Source organism: Mycobacterium sp. (assembly GCF_025965855.1).
In the GTDB taxonomy this organism is placed as follows: domain Bacteria; phylum Actinomycetota; class Actinomycetes; order Mycobacteriales; family Mycobacteriaceae; genus Mycobacterium.
In genome coordinates this window covers 49,102-72,875 of record NZ_JAOPWB010000188.1, presented here as the reverse complement: position 1 = coordinate 72,875, position 23,774 = coordinate 49,102, and the positions used below count along the sequence as shown (strand labels likewise).

General features: G+C 66.1%; 27 protein-coding genes and 3 tRNA genes. 14 read left to right on the top strand and 16 right to left on the bottom strand.

The window, feature by feature from the left end:
- Positions 1-3,176, bottom strand: a 3,176-nt coding sequence (locus JWP83_RS16055; protein ID WP_297731662.1) for a glycoside hydrolase family 38 C-terminal domain-containing protein, incomplete at its 3' end; no start/stop codon positions are given.
- A 39-nt stretch (positions 3,177-3,215) separates the two neighbouring features.
- On the opposite strand from JWP83_RS16055, the gene JWP83_RS16050 reads away from it, so the two are divergent.
- The 11 genes from JWP83_RS16050 to JWP83_RS16000 all read left to right on the top strand — a co-directional run bounded on the left by JWP83_RS16050 (position 3,216) and on the right by JWP83_RS16000 (position 13,556).
- The gene (locus JWP83_RS16050; RefSeq protein WP_297731659.1) at positions 3,216-3,749 is read left to right on the top strand and encodes a DinB family protein; all 534 of its coding nucleotides are present in this window, start codon (positions 3,216-3,218) and stop codon (positions 3,747-3,749) included.
- A 1-nt stretch (position 3,750) separates the two neighbouring features.
- A complete protein-coding gene (locus tag JWP83_RS16045) occupies positions 3,751-4,341 on the top strand; it encodes a DinB family protein (RefSeq protein WP_297731656.1) in 591 nt (196 codons plus the stop codon).
- A 53-nt stretch (positions 4,342-4,394) separates the two neighbouring features.
- Complete coding sequence (locus JWP83_RS16040; RefSeq protein WP_297731677.1) at positions 4,395-5,297, top strand: alpha/beta fold hydrolase; 903 nt, start codon at positions 4,395-4,397, stop codon at positions 5,295-5,297.
- A gap of 26 nt (positions 5,298-5,323) precedes the next feature.
- Positions 5,324-6,670 carry an AarF/ABC1/UbiB kinase family protein gene (locus JWP83_RS16035; RefSeq protein WP_297731653.1) on the top strand — a complete coding sequence of 449 codons (1,347 nt, stop codon included), beginning with the start codon at positions 5,324-5,326 and terminating at the stop codon, positions 6,668-6,670.
- A gap of 9 nt (positions 6,671-6,679) precedes the next feature.
- Positions 6,680-7,585 (top strand): alpha/beta fold hydrolase, encoded by a 906-nt coding sequence (locus tag JWP83_RS16030; RefSeq protein WP_297731650.1) that lies wholly within the window; start codon positions 6,680-6,682, stop codon positions 7,583-7,585.
- Between the two features lie 96 nt (positions 7,586-7,681).
- On the top strand, positions 7,682-8,542 hold the full coding sequence (locus JWP83_RS16025) for a cyclopropane mycolic acid synthase family methyltransferase (RefSeq protein ID WP_297731648.1): 861 nt from the start codon (positions 7,682-7,684) through the stop codon (positions 8,540-8,542).
- Between the two features lie 102 nt (positions 8,543-8,644).
- Positions 8,645-9,517, top strand: coding sequence for a cyclopropane mycolic acid synthase MmaA2 (mmaA2, locus tag JWP83_RS16020; RefSeq protein WP_297731645.1), 873 nt, complete (start codon positions 8,645-8,647; stop codon positions 9,515-9,517).
- A gap of 154 nt (positions 9,518-9,671) precedes the next feature.
- Positions 9,672-10,553 (top strand): cyclopropane mycolic acid synthase family methyltransferase, encoded by an 882-nt coding sequence (locus JWP83_RS16015; RefSeq protein ID WP_297731643.1) that lies wholly within the window; start codon positions 9,672-9,674, stop codon positions 10,551-10,553.
- An 87-nt stretch (positions 10,554-10,640) separates the two neighbouring features.
- Positions 10,641-11,537, top strand: a complete 897-nt coding sequence (mmaA4, locus tag JWP83_RS16010; RefSeq protein WP_297731642.1) for a hydroxymycolate synthase MmaA4 — start codon at positions 10,641-10,643, stop codon at positions 11,535-11,537.
- Positions 11,538-11,629: 92 nt separating this feature from the next.
- Positions 11,630-12,328, top strand: a complete 699-nt coding sequence (locus JWP83_RS16005) for a YciI family protein (RefSeq protein ID WP_297731640.1) — start codon at positions 11,630-11,632, stop codon at positions 12,326-12,328.
- A gap of 10 nt (positions 12,329-12,338) precedes the next feature.
- Entirely contained in the window at positions 12,339-13,556 is a 1,218-nt protein-coding gene (locus JWP83_RS16000) for a sigma-70 family RNA polymerase sigma factor (RefSeq protein ID WP_297731637.1), read from the top strand.
- A gap of 73 nt (positions 13,557-13,629) precedes the next feature.
- On the opposite strand, the gene rplA is transcribed toward JWP83_RS16000, so the two are convergent.
- From rplA to JWP83_RS15940, 12 genes are all read right to left on the bottom strand, one after another.
- Entirely contained in the window at positions 13,630-14,337 is a 708-nt protein-coding gene (gene rplA / locus JWP83_RS15995) for a 50S ribosomal protein L1 (protein WP_297731635.1), read from the bottom strand.
- 71 nt (positions 14,338-14,408) lie between these two features.
- Positions 14,409-14,837: a 50S ribosomal protein L11 gene (gene rplK / locus JWP83_RS15990; RefSeq protein WP_297731632.1), complete on the bottom strand. Its 429-nt coding sequence runs from the start codon at positions 14,835-14,837 to the stop codon at positions 14,409-14,411.
- 23 nt (positions 14,838-14,860) lie between these two features.
- On the bottom strand, positions 14,861-15,655 hold the full coding sequence (gene nusG, locus JWP83_RS15985) for a transcription termination/antitermination protein NusG (protein ID WP_297731630.1): 795 nt from the start codon (positions 15,653-15,655) through the stop codon (positions 14,861-14,863).
- Between the two features lie 31 nt (positions 15,656-15,686).
- Entirely contained in the window at positions 15,687-16,163 is a 477-nt protein-coding gene (secE, locus tag JWP83_RS15980) for a preprotein translocase subunit SecE (protein ID WP_297731628.1), read from the bottom strand.
- A gap of 92 nt (positions 16,164-16,255) precedes the next feature.
- Positions 16,256-16,328 (bottom strand) — tRNA-Trp (locus JWP83_RS15975).
- 143 nt (positions 16,329-16,471) lie between these two features.
- On the bottom strand, positions 16,472-16,972 hold the full coding sequence (gene hadC / locus JWP83_RS15970; RefSeq protein WP_297731625.1) for a (3R)-hydroxyacyl-ACP dehydratase subunit HadC: 501 nt from the start codon (positions 16,970-16,972) through the stop codon (positions 16,472-16,474).
- 3 nt (positions 16,973-16,975) lie between these two features.
- Positions 16,976-17,404, bottom strand: a complete 429-nt coding sequence (gene hadB, locus JWP83_RS15965) for a (3R)-hydroxyacyl-ACP dehydratase subunit HadB (protein WP_297731622.1) — start codon at positions 17,402-17,404, stop codon at positions 16,976-16,978.
- Complete coding sequence (gene hadA / locus JWP83_RS15960; protein WP_297731619.1) at positions 17,391-17,870, bottom strand: (3R)-hydroxyacyl-ACP dehydratase subunit HadA; 480 nt, start codon at positions 17,868-17,870, stop codon at positions 17,391-17,393. Before hadA ends, hadB begins: the two co-directional genes overlap by 14 nt.
- Positions 17,871-17,915: 45 nt before the next feature.
- On the bottom strand, positions 17,916-18,083 hold the full coding sequence (gene rpmG / locus JWP83_RS15955; RefSeq protein WP_066907182.1) for a 50S ribosomal protein L33: 168 nt from the start codon (positions 18,081-18,083) through the stop codon (positions 17,916-17,918).
- Between the two features lie 45 nt (positions 18,084-18,128).
- Positions 18,129-18,202: transfer RNA gene (locus JWP83_RS15950), tRNA-Met, on the bottom strand.
- Between the two features lie 54 nt (positions 18,203-18,256).
- Positions 18,257-18,329, bottom strand: a tRNA-Thr gene (locus JWP83_RS15945).
- Between the two features lie 95 nt (positions 18,330-18,424).
- Positions 18,425-18,634, bottom strand: coding sequence for a type II toxin-antitoxin system VapB family antitoxin (locus JWP83_RS15940; protein ID WP_297731612.1), 210 nt, complete (start codon positions 18,632-18,634; stop codon positions 18,425-18,427).
- Positions 18,635-18,753: 119 nt separating this feature from the next.
- Here JWP83_RS15940 and JWP83_RS15935 point away from each other — a divergent pair, with 119 nt between their 5' ends.
- The 3 genes from JWP83_RS15935 (at position 18,754) to JWP83_RS15925 (ending at position 21,201) form a co-directional block, all read left to right on the top strand.
- The gene (locus JWP83_RS15935; protein WP_297731610.1) at positions 18,754-19,467 is read left to right on the top strand and encodes an MBL fold metallo-hydrolase; all 714 of its coding nucleotides are present in this window, start codon (positions 18,754-18,756) and stop codon (positions 19,465-19,467) included.
- Positions 19,468-19,594: 127 nt separating this feature from the next.
- On the top strand, positions 19,595-20,428 hold the full coding sequence (locus JWP83_RS15930; protein WP_297731608.1) for a hypothetical protein: 834 nt from the start codon (positions 19,595-19,597) through the stop codon (positions 20,426-20,428).
- A 77-nt stretch (positions 20,429-20,505) separates the two neighbouring features.
- On the top strand, positions 20,506-21,201 hold the full coding sequence (locus JWP83_RS15925) for a crotonase/enoyl-CoA hydratase family protein (RefSeq protein WP_297731606.1): 696 nt from the start codon (positions 20,506-20,508) through the stop codon (positions 21,199-21,201).
- Positions 21,202-21,339: 138 nt separating this feature from the next.
- On the opposite strand, the gene JWP83_RS15920 is transcribed toward JWP83_RS15925, so the two are convergent.
- The 3 genes from JWP83_RS15920 to JWP83_RS15910 form a co-directional block, all read right to left on the bottom strand.
- Positions 21,340-22,350, bottom strand: coding sequence for a patatin-like phospholipase family protein (locus tag JWP83_RS15920; RefSeq protein ID WP_297731604.1), 1,011 nt, complete (start codon positions 22,348-22,350; stop codon positions 21,340-21,342).
- The gene (gene cynS, locus JWP83_RS15915; protein ID WP_297731675.1) at positions 22,351-22,818 is read right to left on the bottom strand and encodes a cyanase; all 468 of its coding nucleotides are present in this window, start codon (positions 22,816-22,818) and stop codon (positions 22,351-22,353) included.
- A gap of 434 nt (positions 22,819-23,252) precedes the next feature.
- Positions 23,253-23,768 carry a nitroreductase family protein gene (locus JWP83_RS15910; protein ID WP_297731602.1) on the bottom strand — a complete coding sequence of 172 codons (516 nt, stop codon included), beginning with the start codon at positions 23,766-23,768 and terminating at the stop codon, positions 23,253-23,255.
- Positions 23,769-23,774: the final 6 nt, after the last annotated feature.

Genomic DNA, 23,774 nt, shown 5'->3' with positions numbered 1-23,774 from the left:
TTGCCGGCCGCCTTGAGGGCCGCCAGGTGCACCGCGCCGGCGGGCCCGACGTGCAGCAGCGAACCGGCCGGCGCCAGCCCGCCGCGTCCGTTCCCGGCGACGACGGCGAGCAGCGGATGGGCGAATTGGGTGCTGCGCGTGGGGATCTCGGCCTCCCGCCAGTCGCCGTCACCGCAGACCAGCGCGTAGTCGAAAACGTGTGTCCAGTGCTGGAGTTGGAAGTTCGAGCCGTCGGGCGCGGTGCGGCGCGGATCGTCGATCCAGACGCCCGACGGCCAGCCGGTGCAGGACCGCATCAGCGCGGTGTGCAGGGTGCCATCGGTCTCGACAGCGAAGCTGGGCACCCCGCGGTTGAGCAGCGCGACGGTGCGGGATTCGAAGCGTTCCAGGCCCGCCGGCGCTTGCTGGTTGACGAGGATCTCGGCGTCCGCAAGGTCGTCGACCACCGATGCGATCTCAGCGGCCAGGCCGTCCTCGGAGACTCTGGGGTCGCCGTCGATCACCAGGACCGGCAGCGCCCGCGGCGGGCGCAGGTCCGCGCCGGGCACCCAAGCGGCGGCCAACGGCGTCTCGGCCGGCACCCAGACCCTGGCCCGCCCCGTTTCCGCCAGCTGGCGCTCGAGTTCGGTGGAGTACTCCGGGTCCGCCTGTGCCAGAACGGCTTTGGTGAAGACGTTGCGAGCGGGCCCGCCCAGCGCGATCCGGACGTCGGGCAGGTTGGAGTCGACGTCGAGGCAGCCGTAGCGCGGCTTGTCGGCGCCGCTGCAGGTGGCCGTGACACCGGCGCGGACGAGCGCGACCATCAGCTGGCGCGCCAGCGGCCCGGACACCGCCTCCGCCGGCGACACCACCTCGGCCACCGATACCGCCCGCGCGTCGGCACCGACCCGGATGCGCACCGTCGAGGACAGGCCGAACCAGCCGTAGGCCGGGTTGTCCAGCGTCCACGGGTGGTGCGCGGTGTCCACCGAGCGGGCCCCGTCATGCAGCAGCGCGAAGCCCCGCCCGACGACCGCGTCGCCCACCTCGCTGACCGGCATGGCGCCCGGCACCGGGCACGGCCAGCCCAGTCGCAACAAGCGGTCTTCCCCGGTGAATTCGTCGATGGCGGTGCGACAGTCCAGCCGCGCCAACCCCTTCCACAGGGTCAGGGTTTGCGTGTAGCGCAGCTGCCCGGCGAGGCCGCCGTGCACGACCAGGCGCTGCCCAAGCGGGCCACGGTAGGCCCGCACCCGCGCCGGCGATTCCGACGAGCGGACCACCGGACCCTTGGGCAGCAGATGCCACGGCCCCTCCCCCTGCCCCGGGTGCGACGGGTGTTCCTCGTAGAGGGCCAGCTCGTTGCCCACCCGGCCGTCGGCGATCAGCTGCCGGCCATCTTGCTCCAGCGACGCCACCGCCCCACCCCGGGCCGGGTCGGCCTCCAGCCGGTAGTGCTCGTTGGCGATCGCCGCCCCGGACACCGGTTCCCAGCCGCACTGTCCGTCGGTGGGCATCAGCCGGTAGGCCCGCCAGCCCAGCGACGGCACATCGCGCGCCAACCAGGTGACCGACCGCCCGTCGTGGTCGACCTGCGCGGGCAGCTCGGTGCCCTCGGGATCGAGCACCCGCACCCCCGCGCCGGGCGGCGCGTCGAGCCGCGCGGTGACGATGTCGGTCCGCCGCTGCGCCAACGGGTTCCACACGATCACGTCACCGGCCCGGGTGTCGATCGCGCTGGACAACAGCGCCAGCGAGTTGTCCCGGGCGGCGCGGCCCAGCTCCCACGCGTCGCGCCAGACGGTCAGCAGGTCAAGGTAGACCTGGTCGGACTCCGAGCCGGTGATGGCGTCGTGGTGCGCGCCGTAGGCCAGCTGCACCCACGCCTTGGCGAGCGCCGCCTGCGGATACTCGGCGCCGGTCAGCAGCCCGGCGAAGACGGCGAAGCGCTCGGCCTGCAGGACGGCGTTCTCGGCGGCCCGGTTGGCCTGCTTGGTGTCGATGTAGGACACGTCCTTGCCGGTGTAGATCGGGTTCATGTCGCGGGTCTGCGGCGAGGGCTCAGCGCGGCGCTGCGTCAGTTCGGCGCGCACCGCCGCGAAAAACTCCCGCGGCCGCGCGCACACGAACCGCGGCCAGGTGTAGCGCGCGGCCCAGTCGCGGTGGATGGCTGTGACCCACTTGTTCGGCGGGGTGTAGTCGGTGCCCACGGGCAGCAGCACGTTGCGCGTCAACGCGACCCTCTTGAGCCGGCGGAACAGCGCATAGGTGGCGTCCTCGGCCTCCGCCAGCGAGGTCGATGAGTCCATCCCCCAGCCCGCCCCGTAGTGGGCGGGCATGTAGTGGGTCAACAGGCCGCGGCCCGACGGCGCGATCCACTCGAACTCGCTGCAGAACTGCATGCGGTCGACGTCACCGCCCTGGGTCGGTCCCCACTGGTGGTGCGGGCCGCGGGCCCACGAACTCGACGTCAGGCCCGCATCGGCGGCCAGCCCGGGAAATTGGGGGTCGTGCCCGAACACGTCGAGCTGCCACGCCGTGGCCGGGTCGGCACCGAGCACGTCACGCTGAAACCCGGTGCCGTGCACCAGGTTTCGGATGGTCGTTTCCGGACTGGTGAGGTTGGTGTTGGGTTCGTTGTAGGTGCCGCCCATCACCTCGACGCGGCCCTCGGCCAGGAACCGGCGCAGGTCGGCGCGGTCCTCGGGCCGGGTATCCCAGTACGGCTTGAGGTAATCCACTTCGGCCAGCACGAACTTGTACTGGGGCTCGCGGCGGGCCATCTCCAGATGCGCATGGACCAGCTCGAAGGCGTTGGCCTGCCGGTCCGGCGGGTCCGCGGCCCACTCACTGGTATAGGCGCCCTGCGTGTTCCACCAGACCGGGTCGTAGTGGAAGTGACTGACCATGAACATCGTCCACCCGGGCTCGGCCACGACGAGCTCGAACGGCGTGCCGGCGCGGCCGGCGCGCACCCGCGCGGCCCGGCGCTGACCGACGACCGGACGGTCGACCGCGACCGGGACCTCGATGACCTCACACCCGATGCCGGCGACGGCCTCCCCGCTCAGACCGTCGCCGTCGACGCGAATGGGCGTCGGCTCGGTGCAGCCGGAAACTGTCACGCGCGCCAGCTGCAGCGGCGCGTCCGGCGGGCCAATGAAGAGCTCGGTCGATTCCGCCGAAACCACCTCCATGCGAAAAGCATGTCACCCCGTGCTGGCAAGCTCGGTCACATGGCGGACCTGACCACACAACTGGCCGACCAGCTCAACTGGCACTGGCGCGCACAGCTGCGCCCTCGCCTGGACGGTCTCACCGACGCCGAGTACTTCTGGCAACCGGCGCCCGACTGCTGGACCGTGCATCCGGACGGGTCAATCGACTTCGTGTATCCGCAGCCCAGCCCGGCGCCGTTCACCACCATCGCCTGGCGGATGGCCCACGTCATCGTCGGGGTGTTCGCGATGCGCAACCAGCACCATTTCGGCGGGCAGCCCGCCGACTACCAGAGTTGGGACTACGCCACCGACTCCGCCACCGCGCTCAGACAACTCGACGAGGCGTACACCGCATGGATTACCGGTGTGCGGTCGCTGTCCGCCGCCGACCTGACCCGCCGCTGCGGCCCGGCCGAAGGGCCATACGCCGACTACCCGCTAAGCGAGCTGGTCTTGCACATCAATCGGGAAGCGATTCACCATGGTGCTGAAATCGCTTGCCTCCGAGACCTTTACCTCCATCAACACACAGGCAACCAGGAGGATTGAAATGCCCGCCCTCGCCCCGCCCGTCGCCGACGAACGCAGCGCTCTGCGCGAATTCATGGCGTTCCACCAAAGCGCTTACTTCGCCGTCTCTTACGGCCTCACCGACGAACAGGCCCGCTCGACACCTTCGGTCAGCGCGTTATCGGTCGGCGGGCTGATCAAGCACGCCACCGCGATGCAACGCACCTGGATGGCACGCGTCGACGCCGCGCCTGACCTGCCCCCGAAGGACCCTCGGCCGTTCCCGGAGATCGCCAAGGAGTTCGGCGACCAGCACGTGATGCGGCCCGACGCGACCCTGGCCGGGCTGCTGCGGGCGTTCGAAGCCCAGAACGCGGAATCGCTACGCGTGGTCGAAACCGCCGACCTCGACGCCGCGGTGCCCGTGCCGCAGGACATCCCCTGGTTCCCCAAAAACCAGAAGGCCTGGTCGGTGCGGTGGGTGATCCTGCACGTGATCAACGAGCTGGCCCGCCACGCCGGGCACGCCGACATCGTCCGGGAGACCATCGACGGCGCCACCATGTACGAGTTGATCGCCGGGCTGGAGAACTGGCAGATCGAAGGATGGGTCCAGCCCTGGAGGAAATAGCGCAAATCCGTAGCGGCGTCGCGCGCCGCGTAGTGCCCGAAGGGCCTGATGGGATGGTCGAGCTCTACTACGAGGATCTCGGCGACCCAGCCGCGCCGCCCGCGCTGCTCATCATGGGCCTGGGCGCCCAGCTGCCGATGTGGCCCGACGGCTTCTGCGCGCAACTGGTCGACGCCGGTTACCGCGTCATCCGCTTCGACCACCGCGACACCGGGCTGTCGGCCAAGATGCACGGACTGCGGGCCCGGGGCTCCGTGTACCGGCGCGTCGGCCGCTACCTGCTGGGCAGGCCCAGTCGCGTGCCCTACACCCTGATCGACATGACCGCGGACGTGGTGGCGTTGCTCGACCATCTGGGCGTCGGCCGCACCCATGTGGTGGGCGCCTCGCTGGGCGGGATGATCGCGCAGATCCTCGCGGCCGTCGAGCCGCAACGGGTGGCGTCCCTGGGCATCATCATGTCGACCACTGGCAAGCGGTTTTCCGCGTTGCCGGCCTGGCGCGTCATCAGGCTGGCCTTCGATCCGCCGGCCAAGGACGCCTCCGCCGAGGAGAAATTGGCCTTCGAGGTGCGCAACGTCGCGGTGTTCAACGGCCCGAACTTCCTGCCACCCGACGCCGAGCTGCGCAAACGGGTGCAGCAACTCGCGGACCGCTGCAGCTACCCGCCGGGCATGCTGCGCCAGTTCGACGCCGTGCTGGGCACCGGCAGCCTCCTCGGTTACAGCAAGGCGATCACCGCCCCGACCGTCGTGCTGCACGGTTCGGCCGACCCGATGGTCCGGCCACGTAACGGGCGCGCGGTCGCCGCGGCCATCCCGGGCGCGCGATTCGTCGTGGTCGACGGGATGGGACACGACCTTCCGAAACCCGCCTGGCGGCCGATCGTCGAGACCCTCACCGAGCACTTCGCGCTCCGGGGAACCGTGAGCGCGCTCACAGGAATTGGGACTTGACACTTACGATTTGGCAGACTGCTGAGATGACTACTACCAAACACCGCGAGGTGGCCAAGCTCGACCGGGTACCGTTGCCGGTTGAAGCGGCCCGGGTAGCAGCCACCGGTTGGCAGGTCACCCGCGCCGCCGCCCGCGTCGTCACCAAGCTGCCCGGCAAGGGGCCCTGGCAGCAGAAGGTGATCAAGCAGCTCCCCGACACCTTCGCCGATCTGGGGCCGACATACGTCAAGTTCGGGCAGATCATCGCGTCCAGCCCCGGCGCGTTCGGCGAGTCGCTGTCCCGCGAATTCCGCGGCCTGCTCGACCGGGTGCCGCCCGCCGACGCCAAACAGGTGCACAAGCTCTTCGTCGACGAGCTCGGCGCTGACCCGGCCGAGCTGTTCGCCGAGTGGGACGAGACGCCGTTCGCGTCGGCGTCCATCGCGCAGGTGCACTACGCCACCCTGCACAGCGGCGAGGAGGTCGTCGTCAAGATCCAGCGCCCGGGGATCAGGCGCCGGGTCGCGGCCGACCTGCAGATCCTCAAGCGCTTCGCCCAGGCCGTTGAGCTGGCCAAGCTGGGCCGCCGGCTGTCGGCACAGGACGTCGTCGCCGACTTCTCCGGCAATCTGGCCGAGGAGTTGGACTTCCGGCTCGAGGCGCAGTCGATGGACGCGTGGGTCTCCCACCTGCACTCCTCACCGCTGGGCAAAAACATCCGGGTACCGCAGGTGCGCTGGGACTTCACCACCGAGCGGGTGCTGACGATGGAGCGGGTGCACGGCATCCGCATCGATGACACCGCCGCCATCCGCAAGGCCGGGTTCGACGGAACCGAGCTGGTCAAAGCGCTGCTGTTCTCGCTGTTCGAGGGCGGACTGCGGCACGGGCTGTTCCACGGCGACCTGCACGCCGGGAACCTCTACGTCGACGACCAGGGCCGCATCGTGTTCTTCGATTTCGGGATCATGGGCCGCATCGACCCCCGCACCCGCTGGCTGCTGCGCGAGCTGGTGTACGCGCTGCTGGTCAAGAAGGACCACGCCTCGGCCGGAAAGATCGTGGTGCTGATGGGCGCCGTTGGCACCATGAAGCCCGAGGCCCAGGCCGCCGAGGACCTGGAGAAATTCGCCACCCCGCTGACCATGCAGACGCTGGGCGACATGTCCTATGCCGACATCGGGCGCCAGCTGTCGACGCTGGCCGACGCCTATGACGTCAAGCTGCCCCGGGAGCTCGTGCTCATCGGCAAGCAGTTCCTCTACGTCGAGCGGTACATGAAGCTCCTGGCGCCGAAGTGGCAGATGATGTCGGACCCGCAGCTGACGGGTTACTTCGCGAACTTCATGGTCGAGGTCAGCCGCGAGCATCAGACCGACGTTGAGGTCTAGAGCAGTGTGATGGAAATACGCGCCGGCACGGCCATCTCGGGCGACCTCAAGCTTTACTACGAGGACATGGGTGACGTCGACGACCCGCCCGTGCTGCTGATCATGGGGCTGGGCGCGCAACTGCTGCTGTGGCGGACGGCGTTCTGCGAGAAGCTCGCCGGACAGGGCCTGCGGGTCATTCGGTACGACAATCGCGACGTCGGCCTGTCCAGCAAGACGAAGCCGGCGGGCGCCGGCCAGCCCCTGGTGCCACGGCTGCTGCGGTTTTGGTTCGGGGTGCGCGGCGAGGCGGCCTACGCGCTGGAAGACCTGGCGGACGACGCGGCCGCCGTGCTCGATCACTTGGGCATCGAGCGCGCCCACGTCGTCGGGGCGTCGATGGGGGGCATGATCGCGCAGGTCTTCGCGGCGCGATTCGCCGAGCGGACCAGGAGCCTGGCGGTCATCTTCTCCAGCAACAATCGCCCGTTTCTGCCGCCGCCCGCCCCGCGCGCCCTGCTGGCGGTGCTCAAGGGCCCGCCGCCCGGTTCGCCCCTCGATGTGATCGTCGACAACGTCGTGCGCGTCACCAAGATCACCGGCAGCCCGCGCTACCGCGCGCCCGAGGAGCAGGTCCGGGCCGAGGCCATAGAAGGCTACGAGCGCAGCTATTACCCCTGGGGCGTCGCCCGGCATTTCAGCGCGATCATGGCCAGCGGCAGCCTGCTCGGCTACAACCGGCGGACGGTCGCACCGACCGTGGTGATACACGGCCGCGCCGACAAGCTGATGCCGCCCTCCGGCGGCCGCGCCGTCGCGCGCGGCATCAACGGCGCTCGACTAGTCTTGTTTGACGGCATGGGCCACGACCTGCCTCAGCAACTGTGGGGTCGGCTGATCAGCGTGCTGACTAGCAACTTCGCCGAAGCCAGCTGAGGCCAAGGGCCGCGCCGTTTCCGGAGTGCCCCGGTGAATTTCACGGGAGCTCTTACCGCGTTGTACGGTTGGTTGGCGTTGGGAGGATGTCTAATAATGGCGAAGCTGAAACCCTATTACGAAGAGTCGCAGTCGACATACGACATTTCCGACGACTTCTTCAGGTTGTTCCTCGACCCCGGCATGGTCTACACCTGCGCTTACTTCGAGCGTGACGACATGACCCTCGAAGAGGCGCAAATCGCCAAGTTGGACCTCGCGCTGGACAAGCTGAACCTCGAGCCGGGGATGACGCTGCTCGACGTCGGATGCGGGTGGGGCGGTGCGGTAGTCCGGGCAGTGGAGAAGTACGACGTCAATGTCATCGGCATCACCCTGAGCCGAAATCACTACGCGCGCAGCAAGGCCAGGCTGGCCGGGATCCCGACCACGCGGCGCGCCGAGGCGCGGCTGCAAGGCTGGGAAGAGTTCGACGAGAAGGTCGACCGGATCATCACCGTCGAGGCCTTCGACGCGTTCAAAAAGGACCGTTGGCCCTGGTTCTTCGACCGCGCCTACGACATGCTTCCCGCCGACGGCCGGATGCTGTTGCACAGCATATTCACGTACCCGCAGACGTACTGGAAAGAGCATGGCATCACGGTGACGATGAGTGATCTGCGCTTCTTTCACTTCCTCGGGACGCAGATCTTCCCCGGCGGGGGGATGTGCGGCGAAGTCGACATCATCGAAAATGCAAAGGCCAGTGGGTTCTCGGTCGATGAAATCCAATTGCTGCAGCCGCATTACGCGCGGACCTTGGACACGTGGGCGGCCAACCTGCGGGGCAATCGCGAACGCGCTATCGCCATCCAGTCCGAGGAGGTCTACGACCGCTACATGCACTATCTGACCGGCTGCGCGAACCTCTTCCGCAAAGGCATCTCCAACGTCGGCCAATACACCCTGACGAAGTGAGGACCCGCACGCCTGAATCGGAGTGCACGCGTGCAGGGAAAAATTCCGGCGCGCACCGCCTGAGCACCGATGGGCCGGAAGGTCGGGAAGGCACATGACGCCATGGCCAAGGATCTGACGCCGCACTTCGACGACGTGCAGGCGCACTACGACCTATCCGACGACTTCTTCCGCCTGTTCCTGGACCCCACCCAGACCTACAGCTGCGCGTACTTCGAGCGCGACGACATGAGATTGGAAGAGGCGCAGGTAGCCAAAATCGATCTGGCGCTGGGCAAGTTGGGCTTGCAGGCCGGCATGACGCTCCTCGATGTCGGCTGCGGTTGGGGCGCGACCATGCGGCGGGCGATCGAGAAGTACGACGTCAACGTCGTCGGCCTGACGTTATCGAAGAACCAGGCCGCTCACGTGCAGAAGTCGTTCGACGAGATGGAGAGCGCGCGCGGCAAGCGCGTATTGCTGGCCGGCTGGGAACAGTTCGACGAGCCCGTCGACCGCATCGTGTCGATCGGCGCGTTTGAGCACTTCGGCCACGATCGGTACGACGACTTCTTCCAGCTCGCCCACCGAATCCTTCCCGGCCCGCCCGACGCAGGCGTGATGCTGCTGCACACGATCACCGGGCTCACCGGACCGCAGTGCGTCGAGCGCGGCATACCGCTGACGTTCGAGATGGCCCGCTTCATCAAGTTCATCGTCACCGAGATCTTCCCGGGCGGCCGGCTGCCGTCGATCGAGATGGTGCAGGAACGGTCTGCGAAGTCGGGTTTCACGTTGACTCGCCGGCAGTCGCTGCAGCCGCATTACGCGAGGACGCTCGACCTGTGGGCGCAGGCCCTGCGAGCGCACCGGGACGAGGCCATCGCGATCCAGTCCGACGAGATCTACGAGCGGTACATGAAGTACTTGACCGGTTGCGCCAACGCCTTCCGCGTCGGTTACATAGACGTGAACCAGTTCACTCTGGAGAAGTAGTGGTTCGCGAGTAAGACTGATATCTCGATCGTATCTGGGGACATACGATCGGAAAATCCCGGTTCTCGCGACCTCAAATACGGGGGATATTCAATGCCGCGTGTAGGGTGCCGGGGGATGGCATCTAGACCGAGGTGCCAGCATGGGAGGAAACATGTCTAACAAAGCAACGGTCTCCGCCCGCTTGCGATCCAATCGCGACGATGTCCAGGCGCATTACGACCTGTCGAACGAATTCTTCGCATTGTTCGTGGATCCCACCCGCACCTACAGCTGCGCCTACTTCCCACGCGAAGGCATGACCCTGCACGAGGCGCAGATCGCCAAGATTGACCTGACGCTGGACAAGCTAGGGCTTCAGCCCGGGATGACCCTGCTCGACGTCGGCTGCGGCTGGGGCTCGGTGATGAAGCGGGCCGTCGAGAAGTACGACGTCAACGTCGTCGGACTGACCCTGTCGAAGAACCAGCACGCCTACTGCCAGCAGGTGCTCGACGAGGTCGACAGCGGCCGCTCACGCCGGGTCCTGCTGCGTGACTGGGCCGAGTTCAGCGGCCCGGTGGACCGCATCGTCACCATTGAGGCGTTGGAGCACTTCGGCTTCCACCGCTACGACGATTTCTTCAAGTTCGCCTACGAAGCCTTGCCCGACGACGGGGTGATGCTGCTGCACGCGATCACGGGGTTGCATGGAAAGCAGCTCATGGAGCGCGGAATACCTGTGACGATGGAGTTGGCCAAGTTCATCAGGTTCATCGTGACCGAGATTTTCCCGGGCGGTCGACTGCCGATGATCGAGAAGGTCGAGGAACACTCGGCGAAGGTCGGATTCAAAGTGACCCATGTTCAGTCGCTGCAGCTGGACTTCGCCAGGACCCTTGATTTCTGGGCCGAGGCCCTGGAGGCGCGCAAGGACGAGGCCGTCGCGCTTCAGTCCGAAGAGATGTACGAGCGGTACATGAAGTATCTGACTGGTTGCGCCAAGGGATTCAGGACCGGCTACATCGACTGCAACCAGTTCACGCTGGAGAAGTGAACTTCGGTATCCTTGCACGTCAGATAACGCCACGACGCATACCTGCGATTCCGGCGGTGAACTTCATTCCAGGAGAACAAGACGAGCATGGCTGAGCAACCGACTGGCCCGACGAAGACGCGGACACGCTCCGAAGACATCCAGGCCCATTACGACGTCTCGGACGACTTCTTCGCTTTGTTCCAGGACCCGAGCCGGATCTACAGCTGCGCCTACTTCGAGCCGCCGGACATCACGCTCGAGGAAGCCCAGATCGCCAAGGTCGACCTGAACCTGGACGAGCTGGATCTCAAGCCTGGTATGACGCTGCTGGACATCGGCTGCGGCTGGGGCTCCACCATGAAGCGCGCCATCGAGAAGTACGACGTCAACGTCATCGGCCTGACCCTGTCCAGGAACCAGCACGCCCGCTGCGAGCAGGTGCTGCGCGAACTCGCCACCAACCGCGCCCATGAGGTGCGGCTGCAGGGCTGGGAGGACTTCAACGAGCCGGTCGACCGGATCGTGTCGATCGAGGCCTTCGAGCACTTCGGGCACGAGAACTATGACGACTTCTTCAAGCGATGTTTCGACATCATGCCCGACGACGGCCGGATGACCGTTCAAAGCAGCGTTAGCTATCACCCCTACAACATGGCCGCCCGCGGCAAGAAACTGACCTTCGAGACGGTGCGCTTTATCAAGTTCATCATCACCGAAATCTTCCCGGGCGGTCGCCTGCCGTCCACCGAGATGATGGTCGAGCACGGCGAAAAGGCGGGTTTCACTGTCCCCGAACCACTTTCGCTGCGGCCGCACTACATCAAGACGCTGCGCATCTGGGGCGACACGCTGCAGTCCAACAAGGACAAGGCCATCGAGGTCACCTCCGAAGAGGTCTACGAGCGGTACATGAAATACCTGCGCGGCTGCGAGCACTACTTCGCCGATGAGCTGCTGGACTGCAGCCTGGTGACCTACCTCAAGCCGGGCGCCGTCACCTGATTTTTATCGCGGTGTCGGATTGAGGCTGCGCCGTTCGTCGAATAGGTAGAGAGTGGAGCACGGGGCTTCGCTCACTACCGGAGGTGACGAACATGCAGTATTTCGCCTTGTTGATCATGAGGGAACGCCAGCGCACGCCCGAAGAGGGGGCGGCCCAGATGGCGGCCTACGGGGCGTTCCACGCCAAGGCCGTCGCGGCGATTCGCGGCGGTGACGCCCTGCTACCGGCGGCAGCCGCGGCGCGTATCACCGGCGGCCCGGATGCGCCGACCATCACCGACGGCCCGTTCGCCGAAGGCGCCGAAGTGGCGGGCGGCTATTACGTGTTCGAAGCCGAAAACCTCGACGAGGCAATCGCTTTGGCCCGTGACGTCCCGGCGGCCAAGGACGGCGCCGTGGAGATCTGGCCTATGTTCCACTCATTTGAGCCGTCGCGCAAGCCCACGGGCAACGACTGGCTCGCGCTGCTGCTCGAAACTCCCGCGTCCGCGCACACACCCGGCACGCCGGAGTGGGAGGCGGTGGCGGCCCGCCACGGCGATTTCATGACCGCCGCGGGCGATCACGTGATCGGCGGCGCCGCACTGCACGATCGGTCCACGGCGACGACGGTGCGGGTGCGCGAGGGCGAAGCCCTTGTCACCGACGGACCGTATGTGGAGGGAGCCGAGGTGGCCACCGGCATCTACCTGCTCGGCGCCGCGGATCGCGACGAGGCCGTCAAGCTCGCATCCATGATCCCGGCTGGCGCCGTCGAGCTACGGCAACTGGCGGGCCTTTCGGCGCTGTAGCGTCGCGCGAGTGACCAACCTGGACGGCGTCTTTCGTCGGGAGTGGGGTCCCGCGGTCGCCGCGCTCGCGCGGTGGTCCGGCGACCTGACCGTCGCCGAGGACGCCGTCCAGGAGGCCTGCGCCGAGGCGCTTCGCAGCTGGTCTCGCGACGGTGTGCCGGATAATCCCGGCGGTTGGCTGGTGACCGTCGCCCGCAACCGCGCCCGGGATCGGCTGCGCCGCGAATCCGTGCGTCCCGGAAAGGAATTGGGGGCTGTGGTGGACCAGATCCGGGCACGCACCGATCACACCGACCCGCATCCCGTCCTCGATGACGAGCTGCGGATGATGTTCACCTGCGCGCACCCGGCGCTGGACCGGCAGTCCCAGCTGGCGCTCACGCTGCGGTTGGTATCCGGGTTGACCGTCGGCGAGATCGCCCGTGCGCTGCTGCAGAGCGAGGCGGCCGTCGGCCAGCGAATCACGCGCGCCAAGAACAAGGTCCGGCATGCCAACATCCCGCTGCGGGTGCCGCCCGCCGAGCTGTTGCCCGAGCGCACACCCCACGTGCTCAGCTGCATCTACTCGGTGTTCACGGAGGGTTATTGGTCGACCGCCGGACTGTCGGCGATCCGCGACGAGCTGTGCGACGAAGGGGTCCGGTTGGCACAGGAGCTGTGCGGGCTGATGCCCCACGAGCTGGAGGCGCATGCGTTGGCGGCGCTGATGCTGCTGCACGATTCGCGGCGCGCGACCCGGGTGGATGCCGACGGGATGTTGGTGCCGCTGGAGGAGCAGGACCGCCGCCGCTGGGACCGCGGCCGCATCGCCCGCGGCCTGGACCGGCTGCGGCAGGCCCAGGGATCGACGGGCACCTACCTGCCGCAGGCGGTGATCGCCGCGCTGCACGCGACGGCGCCGTCCTGGGAGCAAACGGATTGGGTCACGATCTGCGCGGCCTATGACCGGCTGCTGCAGATGACGGACTCCCCGGTGGTGCGCGCCAACCGCGCGCTGGCGGTCGGTTTCCGCGACGGCCCCGACGCCGGCCTCGCCGTCCTGGCCAGGGTGGCGGATGACCCCCGGCTGGGCCGCTCGAATCTCGTCGCGACGGTGCGCGCCGACCTGCTTCGGCGCGCGGGGCGGGCCGCCGAAGCAGTGACATGGTACCGAATGGCGTTGGAGTCCAACGGCTCTGAGCCGGGCCGCGAGTTCTTGCGCCGGCGCATCGCCGAGTGCGGGGGGTGACTTCGCCGAACGTGGACTTGTTGGCCGTTTCTGACCGAATGCGCACAACAAGTCGACGTTCGGCTTAGGAAAATCAGGCCTCTGCGAAGTTGCGGGTGATGGACGGGTCGACCGGAATGCCCGGGCCCATCGTCGTCGAGACGGTGATCTTCTTGAGGTAGCGGCCCTTCGACGACGACGGCTTGTGCCGCAGCACCTCCTCGAGCGCCGCGGCGTAGTTCTCCGCCAAGTTTTTCTCGTCGAACGACGCCTTGCCGATCACGAAGTGCAGGTTGGCCTGCTTGTCGATACGGAAGTTGATCTTGCCGCCCTTGATGTCGGCCACGGCCTTGGCGACGTCGGGGGTGACGGTGCCGGTCTTGGGGTTCGGCATCAGCCCGCGCGGACCCAGGATCCGCGCGATGCGCCCGACCTTGGCCATCTGGTCGGGGGTGGCGATCGCGGCGTCGAAGTCCAAGAACCCGCCCTGGATCTTCTCGATCAGGTCGTCGCTGCCGACAATATCGGCGCCGGCGGCCTGCGCCTGCTCGGCCTTGTCGCCGACGGCGAACACCGCGACGCGGGCCGTCTTACCGGTGCCGTGCGGCAGGTTGACGGTGCCGCGGACCATCTGGTCGGCCTTGCGTGGGTCGACGCCGAGCCGGATCGCCACCTCGACGGTCGCGTCCTGCTTGGTCGACGAGGTTTCCTTGGCGAGCTTGGCCGCCTGCAGCGGGGTGTAGAGGCTGTTGCGGTCCACCTTCTCGACGGCCGCGCGGAATGCCTTGCTGTTCTTGCTCATTGATTCATCCAATCTGATGTTGGGTCGTGGTTACCAAGCGGGCCGAAGCTGGCCCTCCCACGGGTTCTTCGTTATTCGACGGTGATGCCCATCGACCGGGCGGTCCCGGCGATGATCTTGGCGCCGGCGTCGATGTCGTTGGCGTTGAGGTCGGCCTTCTTGGTCTCGGCGATCTCGCGGACCTGATCCCAGCTGACCTTGGCCACCTTGGTCTTGTGCGGCTCCGCGGAGCCCTTGGCCACGCCCGCCGCCTTGAGCAGCAGCCTGGCGGCGGGCGGTGTCTTGAGCGCGAAGGTGAAGCTGCGGTCCTCGTAGACCGTGATCTCCACCGGGATGACGTTGCCGCGCTGGTTTTCTGTCGCGGCGTTGTACGCCTTGCAGAACTCCATGATGTTGACGCCGTGCTGGCCGAGCGCGGGCCCGACCGGCGGAGCCGGGTTGGCCAACCCGGCCTGGATCTGCAGCTTGATCAGCCCGGCGACTTTCTTCTTCGGGGCCATGAGATGTTGCGGTTCCTTCCTGACTAAATCTTGGAGACTTGGCTAAAGGTCAGTTCGACCGGGGTTTCGCGGCCGAAGATCGACACCAGCACCTTGAGCTTCTGCTGTTCGGCGTTGACCTCGTTGATGGTCGCCGGCAACGTGGCAAACGGTCCGTCCATGACCGTCACCGATTCGCCCACCTCGTAGTCGACCTCGACGGTCGGACGCTCCAGGCCACCCATCTCGGCGACCGTGGCGGTGCTGGCCGCGCCCTTGGCGGCCTTCTTCGCCGCCCCCCGCGGCAGCAGGAACTTCACCACGTCGTCAAGCGAAAGGGCCGACGGACGCGACGTCGCGCCGACGAACCCGGTGACCCCCGGGGTGTTGCGCACGGCGGCCCACGAATCGTCGGTCAGATCCATGCGCACCAGGATGTAGCCCGGCAGCACCTTGCGGTTGACCTGCTTGCGCTGGCCGTTTTTGATCTCGGTGACCTCCTCCGTGGGCACCTCGACCTGGAAGATGTAGTCGCCGACGTCCAGGTTCTGCACACGGGTTTCCAGGTTTGCTTTCACCTTGTTCTCGTATCCCGCGTACGAGTGGATGACGTACCAGTCGCCGGGCTTGCTGCGCAGCTCGGCCTTGAGCGCGGCCGCGGGGTCGTCCTCGACCTCTTCGGTCGGCTCCGCTTGAGCCTCCGCCTCGGAAGCCTCGGAGGTCTCGGAGGTCTCAGTGGTCTCGGAGGTCTCAGTGGTCTCGGTGGTCTCGGCCCCCTCGGGAACCTCTTGCACGTCGACCGCTTCACCCGCGGACGTGTCACCGTCGAAGGTAGTCACGGTTTTCAGTCCTTCCTGTCATTCTCAAAGCTCAGCCGAACACCAGCAGCACCAGCTTGGCCAGGCCGAGATCCGCCAGACCGACCAGCGCCACCATGAAGGCCAGAAACGCCAGCACCACGGAGGTGTAGGTGAGCATCTGCCTGCGGTTGGGCCAGATCACCTTCCGCATCTCCGCAACGACCTGCTTGAGGTAGTTGTAGACGAACACGAACGGATTGGCCGATCGATCACCGGGCTTCCGCGGCTTCCCAGAGGTCCTGGCCTTCTTGGCAGTCCGGCCCTTCTTGGCCTTCTCCTCCTTGGCGACCTCGACCTCGTCCGGCGACTCCACGTCGATGTCGTCGTCGGCCTCGGCCACGCGTTGCCGCGTCCGCTTGCCGGTCGGCCGTTGCGGGCGCGTCGCAGGCTTTGTCACCACGGCCGTCCGACCGCCGCTCCCGCGGCTTTCCTCAGTGTCGCCGCCGTCGCGGGCGGCGTCGTTGGCAGCGTCGCCCTCGTCGCTCACCGCATGCTCCTTTGTTTGCTAGTATCCCGCGAGCCGTCCCGCGTGATGGTGCACTTCTTCCAGTGTCCACCATGGCACGGCCTCGCCGTCAGCAGGGGCGACAGGACTTGAACCTGCAACCTGCGGTTTTGGAGACCGCTGCTCTGCCAGTTGAGCTACGCCCCTTCGCGGTTGGCAGGCCAACCTGCGCTTACCTGCCGGGGCTTACATGACACGCGCGCTCCCCGATTACTCGAATCCCGGAAAGCGCGCTGATGCTGGGAAAACCCCGAGGTCCGAGTGTACATCGGCGCAGTGCCAACAACTAATTACGTGGTTCTGACGACCTGCCCGGATTCCTTGTCCCATCTGAGCTGGACGGAGTCGTCACCCTCGTGTCCCATCAGGGTGGTGTAGGCGACCAGGAGCAGCTCGCCATGCTGATTGGTGCAGGTGTTCTCGGTGACGACGATGTCGGCGCCGAAACGCTCGTTCACCGATCGGATTTCCATACGGCCGAAGAGTTTGTCGCCGACAAACACCGGTTTGTGGTAGACGAACTTCTGGTCGACCTGGACGATCTGCATGGTCTCCATGCCCACGTCAACATTCCGGAAGAAATCGTCCTGGATGATCTTCGCGAAGATCGACACAAAAGTTAATGGTGCAATGATGGTGTCGTAGCCCAGTCCGGCGGCCGCTGCCTCGTCGAAGCAGGCGGGATCGTCGCACTTGATCGCTCGTGCGAATCCACGAACTTGCTCACGGCCCACTTCGAAATAGTCGGGATACTGCCAGCTCATTCCGCTGATGTCGGTATTGAGCGCCATCGTTTATGCGAGTTTCGCCGACGCGGTGGCCCGGCCGAAGATCTTTTTGCCGCCGGCGGTGGCCGTGAGCGCGATGGTCACCGATTTGCTGTCCGGATCCAACGATTTCACCCGGCCGTTGAAGACCAGCTCGGCGCCCTTGCCGTCGTTGGGAACCGGCACCACGGCGGTGAACCGCACGTTGTACTCGGTGACCGCACCGGGGTCGCCGACCCACGAGGTGACGTAGCCGCCGCCCAGCCCCATGGTCAGCATGCCGTGGGCGATCGCGGTGTCCAGCCCGACCACCTTGGCGATCTCGTCGTCCCAGTGGATTGGGTTCAAGTCGCCGGAGACCCCCGCGTAGTTCACCAAATCTTGGCGGGTCAGCGGGTAGATCCTCTCCGGCAGCCGGTCGCCCACGTTGACCGAACTGAACTCACGCAGTGGCATTAGAAAATCCTTTTTCTCCATCGTCACCGGCACGGCCCGCTAAGGTCGTGTAGGTCTCCTGCACAACGTCACCGGCATCGTCGGTGATGATGTTCTTGGTCACGATGATCTGGGTGCCGTGCGACTCGCGCACCGAATCCACGTACACATCGCAGTAAAGCTTGTCGCCAGCCACGATCGGCTTCGAGAACTTCAGCACCTGATCGACCTGGACGATCTGCGCGTCGTCCACCGCGATGTTGGCCTGTTGGAAGAACGCCGACTGGGCCTTGTAGCCGAACACGCAGATGAAAGTCAGCGGGGCCAGCAGCCCCTTGTAGCCGAGTTCGGCGGCCGCGTCCTCCTTGAAGAACGAAGTGTCGTCGTTTTGGACCGCTACCGCGTGCTCGCGGATCTTCTCCCGCTCCACCACGTAGTAGTCGGGATAGCGGTAGTGCATCCCGATGATGTTTGCGCTCAACGACACAAGTCTTGAACCTACCTAGTGAGTCTCGATGAATGCTTTACGGGGCTAACGCGTCTCGCGGTGGGGCTGGTGCTTGCCGCAATTCGGGCAGAATTTCTTCAGCTCCATCCGGTCGGGGTCGTTGCGGCGGTTCTTCTTGGTGATGTAGTTACGGTGCTTGCACACCTCGCAGGCCAGGGTGATCTTCGGCCGCACGTCAGTACTGGAAGCCATGTCCGTTCTCTCTCAAATCTCTCTCGAAGTCGCAATGTTGTGTTGTAGCGATGGCCGGACTCGAACCGGCGACCTAACGATTATGAGTCGTTCGCTCTAACCGACTGAGCTACATCGCCTCTGGGCACCCCGTTTTAGGGTTCGGGGGCCGCCCGCTTGCTCGGCGTCCGCCGAGCCCCCTAACGGAATCGAACCGTTGACCTTTTCCTTACCATGGAAACGCTCTACCGACTGAGCTAAGGGGGCCGTTCTTCACCCAAGCGACAGTCGCGCCGAGGGCCTAAAAGAGGGTACAGCCTGGCGCACAACGTCACCAAACCACAGGTGGGCGGGTGAGGAAATCAGCCGCCGTCGCCGCTGCGATGGGGTTGCCACGCGCTGAGGTCGCTGAACTCGTCGTACTCGTCGCCTTGCTGAGCCTCCGCTTCGGAGTCGCCGAGCAATGTCCGCAACGCGAGATGGACGGCCTCGCGCGTATCGGCGAGATGGAACCGGCGTATCGCCTCTTGGACCAGATCGTCGTCGATTTCGATCTCGACCGTCTTCTTCATGCGGCAACAATACCCACTGGCCTTGACGCGAACCGATCATCGACGGCCCGTTTCCGGCGAAACGTGGCCGAACGCGAAGTCGCGAGCGGCGAGTCTCGGACAAGCCCTAGTCTGGTCGGGTGTCAGAGGACCGGCTGTACTTCCGCCAACTGCTCTCCGGTCGCGATTTCGCCGCCGGCGACATGTTCGCCACGCAGATGCGCAACTTTGCCTACCTGATCGGGGACCGTCAGACCGGGGACTGCGTGGTGGTCGACCCCGCGTACGCCGCCGGCGATCTGCTCGACGCGCTCGAGGCCGACGGCATGCACCTGTCCGGGGTGCTGGTCACCCATCATCACCCCGACCACGTGGGCGGGGAGATGATGGGCTTCAAGCTGAAGGGCCTGGCCGAGCTGCTGGAGCGGACGGCTGTTCCGGTGCATGTGAATACCCATGAAGCCCTCTGGGTTTCGAGGGTCACCGGGATCGGCCTCGGTGACCTCACCACCCACGAGAGCCACGACAAGGTCGGCATCGGCGATATCGAAATCGAGCTGCTGCACACCCCGGGTCACACTCCCGGCAGCCAGTGCTTCCTGCTCGGGGACCGCCTGGTCGCCGGCGACACGTTGTTCCTTGACGGTTGCGGACGCACCGACTTCCCCGGTGGCGACTCCGACGAGATGTATCGCAGTCTGCAGCGGCTCGCCGCGCTGCCGGGCGACCCGACAGTGTTTCCGGGACATTGGTATTCGGCCGAGCCGAGCGCATCGCTATCGGAGGTCAAGCGCTCCAACTACGTGTATCGCGCCGCCGATCTCGATCAGTGGCGAATGTTGATGGGTGGCTAATTGACTCGGCGGCCATTTTTTGGATGCCTTGATTGCGCGGTCAGCAATATGCGCCGAATACCTCTACGATCGGTCCAGCGAAATTTCCCGCCGAAGATCACTGTGATATAAGCGGAGGGTGGATTCAATGGGGTGGATCCAGGACGGCTGGCACGGGGTCACAAATGTTGGGTCCAGCACCTGGTTGGCGTGGGCGGCGTGGGCTGCGATTTTGCTGGGTGTCATCGCCCTGATCTTCACAAACCGCCAGCTCAGACTCAACCGTCGGGTGGCCGCGGAGCGGACCCGGCCCCACGTCGGGATGTTCATGGAGCCGCATCCCGCCGACTGGCATGTGATCGAACTCGTTGTCAGGAATTTCGGTCAGGCCGCGGCCTACGACATCCGTTTCTCATTTCCGAATCCACCGACGGTGGCCGAATACGAAAACGCCGCCGACGGCTACGCCGACGTCGTCGAACTGCAGCTTCCGCGCGAGTTGCCGGTGCTCGCGCCCGGCCAGGAATGGCGCATGGTGTGGGACTCGGCGCTCGACCGCGCCGAAATCGGCACTGGCATCGAATCTCGCTTCGCCGGCTCCGTTATCTATTACGACCGCCCCGACAAGCCGCGTGGTTCGCGGTTCTGGCGGGGCGATCGACCCGTCCTGCAGACCAGTGTGGTGCTGGACTGGGATGCGCTGCCGCCGGTTCAGCGCATCGAGTTGATGACGACCCACGACCTGGCGAAACGGGAAAAGCAGAAGCTGGAGCTGCTGCGCGGCCTGCTGACCTACTTCCACTACGCGAGTAAGGAAACACGCCCCGACGTGTTCCGCAGCGAGATCGAGCGGATCAACGGCGCCGTGCAGGAGACGCAGGACCGGTGGCGGACCAGGCTGCTCGACCAGCCCACCGACGTCAGCCTGCGCTGGGGTAACGCCGAAGCGGATCTGGCCAAGCACCGCAGCCAGCACGTCTGACGCGGCCCGCCTCCGGCCCCATGGGGCCCCTTAACGCCGATCTGATTCAATCGATCGACCGATCGAAGGAGCAACCCATGAGCGGCCCGGTTCTCTACAGCCTGAAGGATTCCATTGCGGTCATCAGGATGGACGACGGCAAAGTCAACGCGCTGGGCCCGACCATGCAGCAGGCGCTCAACGAGGCGATCGACCGGGCCGACAGCGACAACGCCGGGGCGCTGGTGATCACCGGGAACGACCGGGTGTTCAGCGGCGGGTTCGACCTGACGATCCTGACCTCAGGCCAGGCGCAGCCCGCGATCGACATGCTCAGGGGCGGCTTCGAGCTGGCGTATCGACTTTTGTCCCATCCCAAGCCGGTGGTGATGGCGTGCACCGGCCACGCCATCGCGATGGGCGCGTTCCTGTTGTCGTCCGGCGACCACCGGGTGGCCGCGCACGCGTACAACATCCAGGCCAACGAAGTCGCGATCGGCATGGTTATCCCCTACGCGGCCCTGGAGATCATGAAGCTGCGGCTGACGCAGTCCGCCTACCAGCAGGCCGCCGGGCTGGCCAAGACGTTCTTTGGTGAAACCGCCCTCGCCGCCGGCTTTGTCGACGAAATCGTGTTGCCCGAGATGGTGGTCAGCCGCGCGGAGGAGGCCGCTGCCGAATTCGCCGGCCTGCAACAGCACGCCCACGCCGCAACCAAATTGCGCACCCGCGCCGGCGCCCTGGCGGCCATCCGTGCCGGCATCGATGGGATAGAGGCCGAGTTCGGGCTCTGAAGGGCGCTGAGAATGCGAACGCGGTGGCCGGTAAAACACCTGGCCACCGCGTTGCTCGCCTCCTCGCGGCAATTGTGACACGTACGCCACGCGCCGTCACTTCACCCTCGCGTCGCACCTGACTAGTGGCGTGACGGCTCACCGGAACCGGTCCAGGTATGCCGGCCAATCCCAGGTGGACAGGAACGCCTGCGCCGCCGCGTAACCGTTGTCGTAGAGCTTTTCGAGGCGCCCCGTGGGGATATCGAAGTCGAGCACACCGACATCGTTCGATTCGACGGCGATTGCACGAGCGGAGACCCACGGCCGGCTGAGATGGGTCTCGTCGTGGCCCGCCAGCATGGTGGTGAGCAGGCTCTCCAGCAATGCGGTTTGTTCAAAAAGGCGCAGCGGTTTCAGCGCGGGCATCACAGCGCCGATCCCCTCGGTGGGCCTCGGTAAGACCGTGATCCCAAACGTGGGCCAGCGTGGCGGTTTGCGGTCAGGCCGGTCGAAGGTGTCGATGGGAAAGTTCGACAGCACACCGCCGTCAACAAGGGTGGATGTCGCCCCGTCGGCGCCGGTCAGCCTGACCGGGCGGTAGAAAAATGGGATCGCCATCGAAGCGCGCACCGCGTCGGCGACGAGCTGCTCGTCGGGGTCCAGACCGTAAAGCCGCGGGTAGTCCCACGGGAGTCTCACCAGCTGTGCCGCGGTCACGTCGGCGACGGTGACCACCAGCTTGTAGTGCCGTTGCCGTCCCTCGAGTAGATGGTCCTCGTCGAGGATCAGATCGCCGAAGGAGGTGACGCCCAGGTTCTTCAACTCGCTCCGAATCCAATCGTGGGCGGCGTCACCGCGATACATGCTCGTTCCCCGCACCAGCCCCCACGCGGCACCGAGATAGGGAACGGGTCCCGCGTCGCGCCACTTGCGCAGCGGTACCGAGAAGGCGAGTTCCTTCACCTCCTCGCCGGTCAGCCCGCCATCGGTGGATGCGGCCGCCAGGACCGCCGCCACCACCGAGCCCGCCGAAACACCCGACACCCGCTTGATCGAATATCCGGCGTCCATCAACGCGACTACGGCGCCCACCAGGCCGATGAACTTGACGCCGCCGCCGGAGAGCACCAGATCCACGAGTTTCGACTGGCGCGCCTTGGCTGCCACCTACTGTTCCGCCGAAACCCATTGGTAGGGAAGGAATTTCCCGTCGAAAGTCACGACGACCCGGTCACCGGACGGATGCGGCTTCTTCTGCAGGTCGACGCTGAAGTTGATCGCGCTCATGATGCCGTCGCCGAACTGCTCGTGGATCACTTCCTTGATGGCGCCGCCGTACACCTGAAGGGCTTCGTAGAAGCGGTAGATGGTCGGGTCGGTCGGAACGGCGGTGGGCAGGCCGCCCCGCATGGGCGGGGCCGCCAGCACGGGCACCGCCGACCCGTCGAGGCCGAGCATTTCGACGAGGACCTTGCCGAGCTCGGCGGGTATCGGGTGCTGGCCGAGCAATGCCGACGTGGTCCACAGCACCGGCCTGCCGATCGCGTCGGCCAGCTCCTGCCAGGTCAGGCCCTTCGCCAGCCGCGCGACCACGACCTGTTCGGTGAGTTCGTTTCTCGTCATGGGTATCAGCATTGCACCGCCGGGCCTCACCCCGGTTTGGCGGCGGTGACACGCCGCGTCGAAAACCACGGACCGCCATACCGCATGCGCCATCCGAGGTTGCGGCGCTTGACGTTTCGCCAGCCCACACCCGAGGTCGAGCACCGTCTCGTCGTCCCGCAGGCGCAGCTCGTCGAGCACCCGGTCCCAGACGACGAACTTGCCCGAGCGCGTCGCGTAGAGGTACCACGCCATCGCCGAGATCATGGCGACGCCCGATCCCCCCGCCAGCGCCGCCGCCACCCGCCTGCCGCGCGCCCAGCTGATCCCGGCCCATACCGCCAGGGCGACGGCCTGGGCGACGACACTGATGCCCTGCGCGCGCGCCGAGATCGTGTGGAACGATCCGTCGATTCCGTAGTCGCCCCGGTGATCATGCAGGAGAACAAGCATATTCGGCCGTTGGGTCACCAGCGGCCGTGATGAACGACCTCGGAGAACGGGCGCCGATCCGGCTTGCGGATCGGGGTGAGCGGGCGGTCGGCGGGATACCCGATGCCGAGCAGAAATGCCACCTGATGGTCGTCGGGCACGCCCAGGATGGCGCGCGCCTTCTCCTGGTCCCCCACGGACGAATGACCCGTCCCGATGCCCAGGTCGGTGGCCGCGATCATCATCGCCATCGTGGCCTGGCCTATGTCGTAGGTGTCGGTGACCAGCCTGCGCTCATCCGGGGGGACCGGCACGACGATCGCGATCGCGGCCGGGGCCGCGGCGATGTGGCCCGCCCCCCGCCAGACCGTCGACAACTCCTGCAGCTGAGCCTGGTCGGTGACGATCACGAAATCCCACGGCTGCCGGTTTTTCGCCGATGGTGCCCGCCAGCCGGCCTCGGCGATGCGGTTCAGGTCGTCTTCTGGCACCGGCTCCTGCTTGTATTGCCGGACATTGCGCCGCGCGCAGATCGCATCCCAAGCTTCCATCTTGTT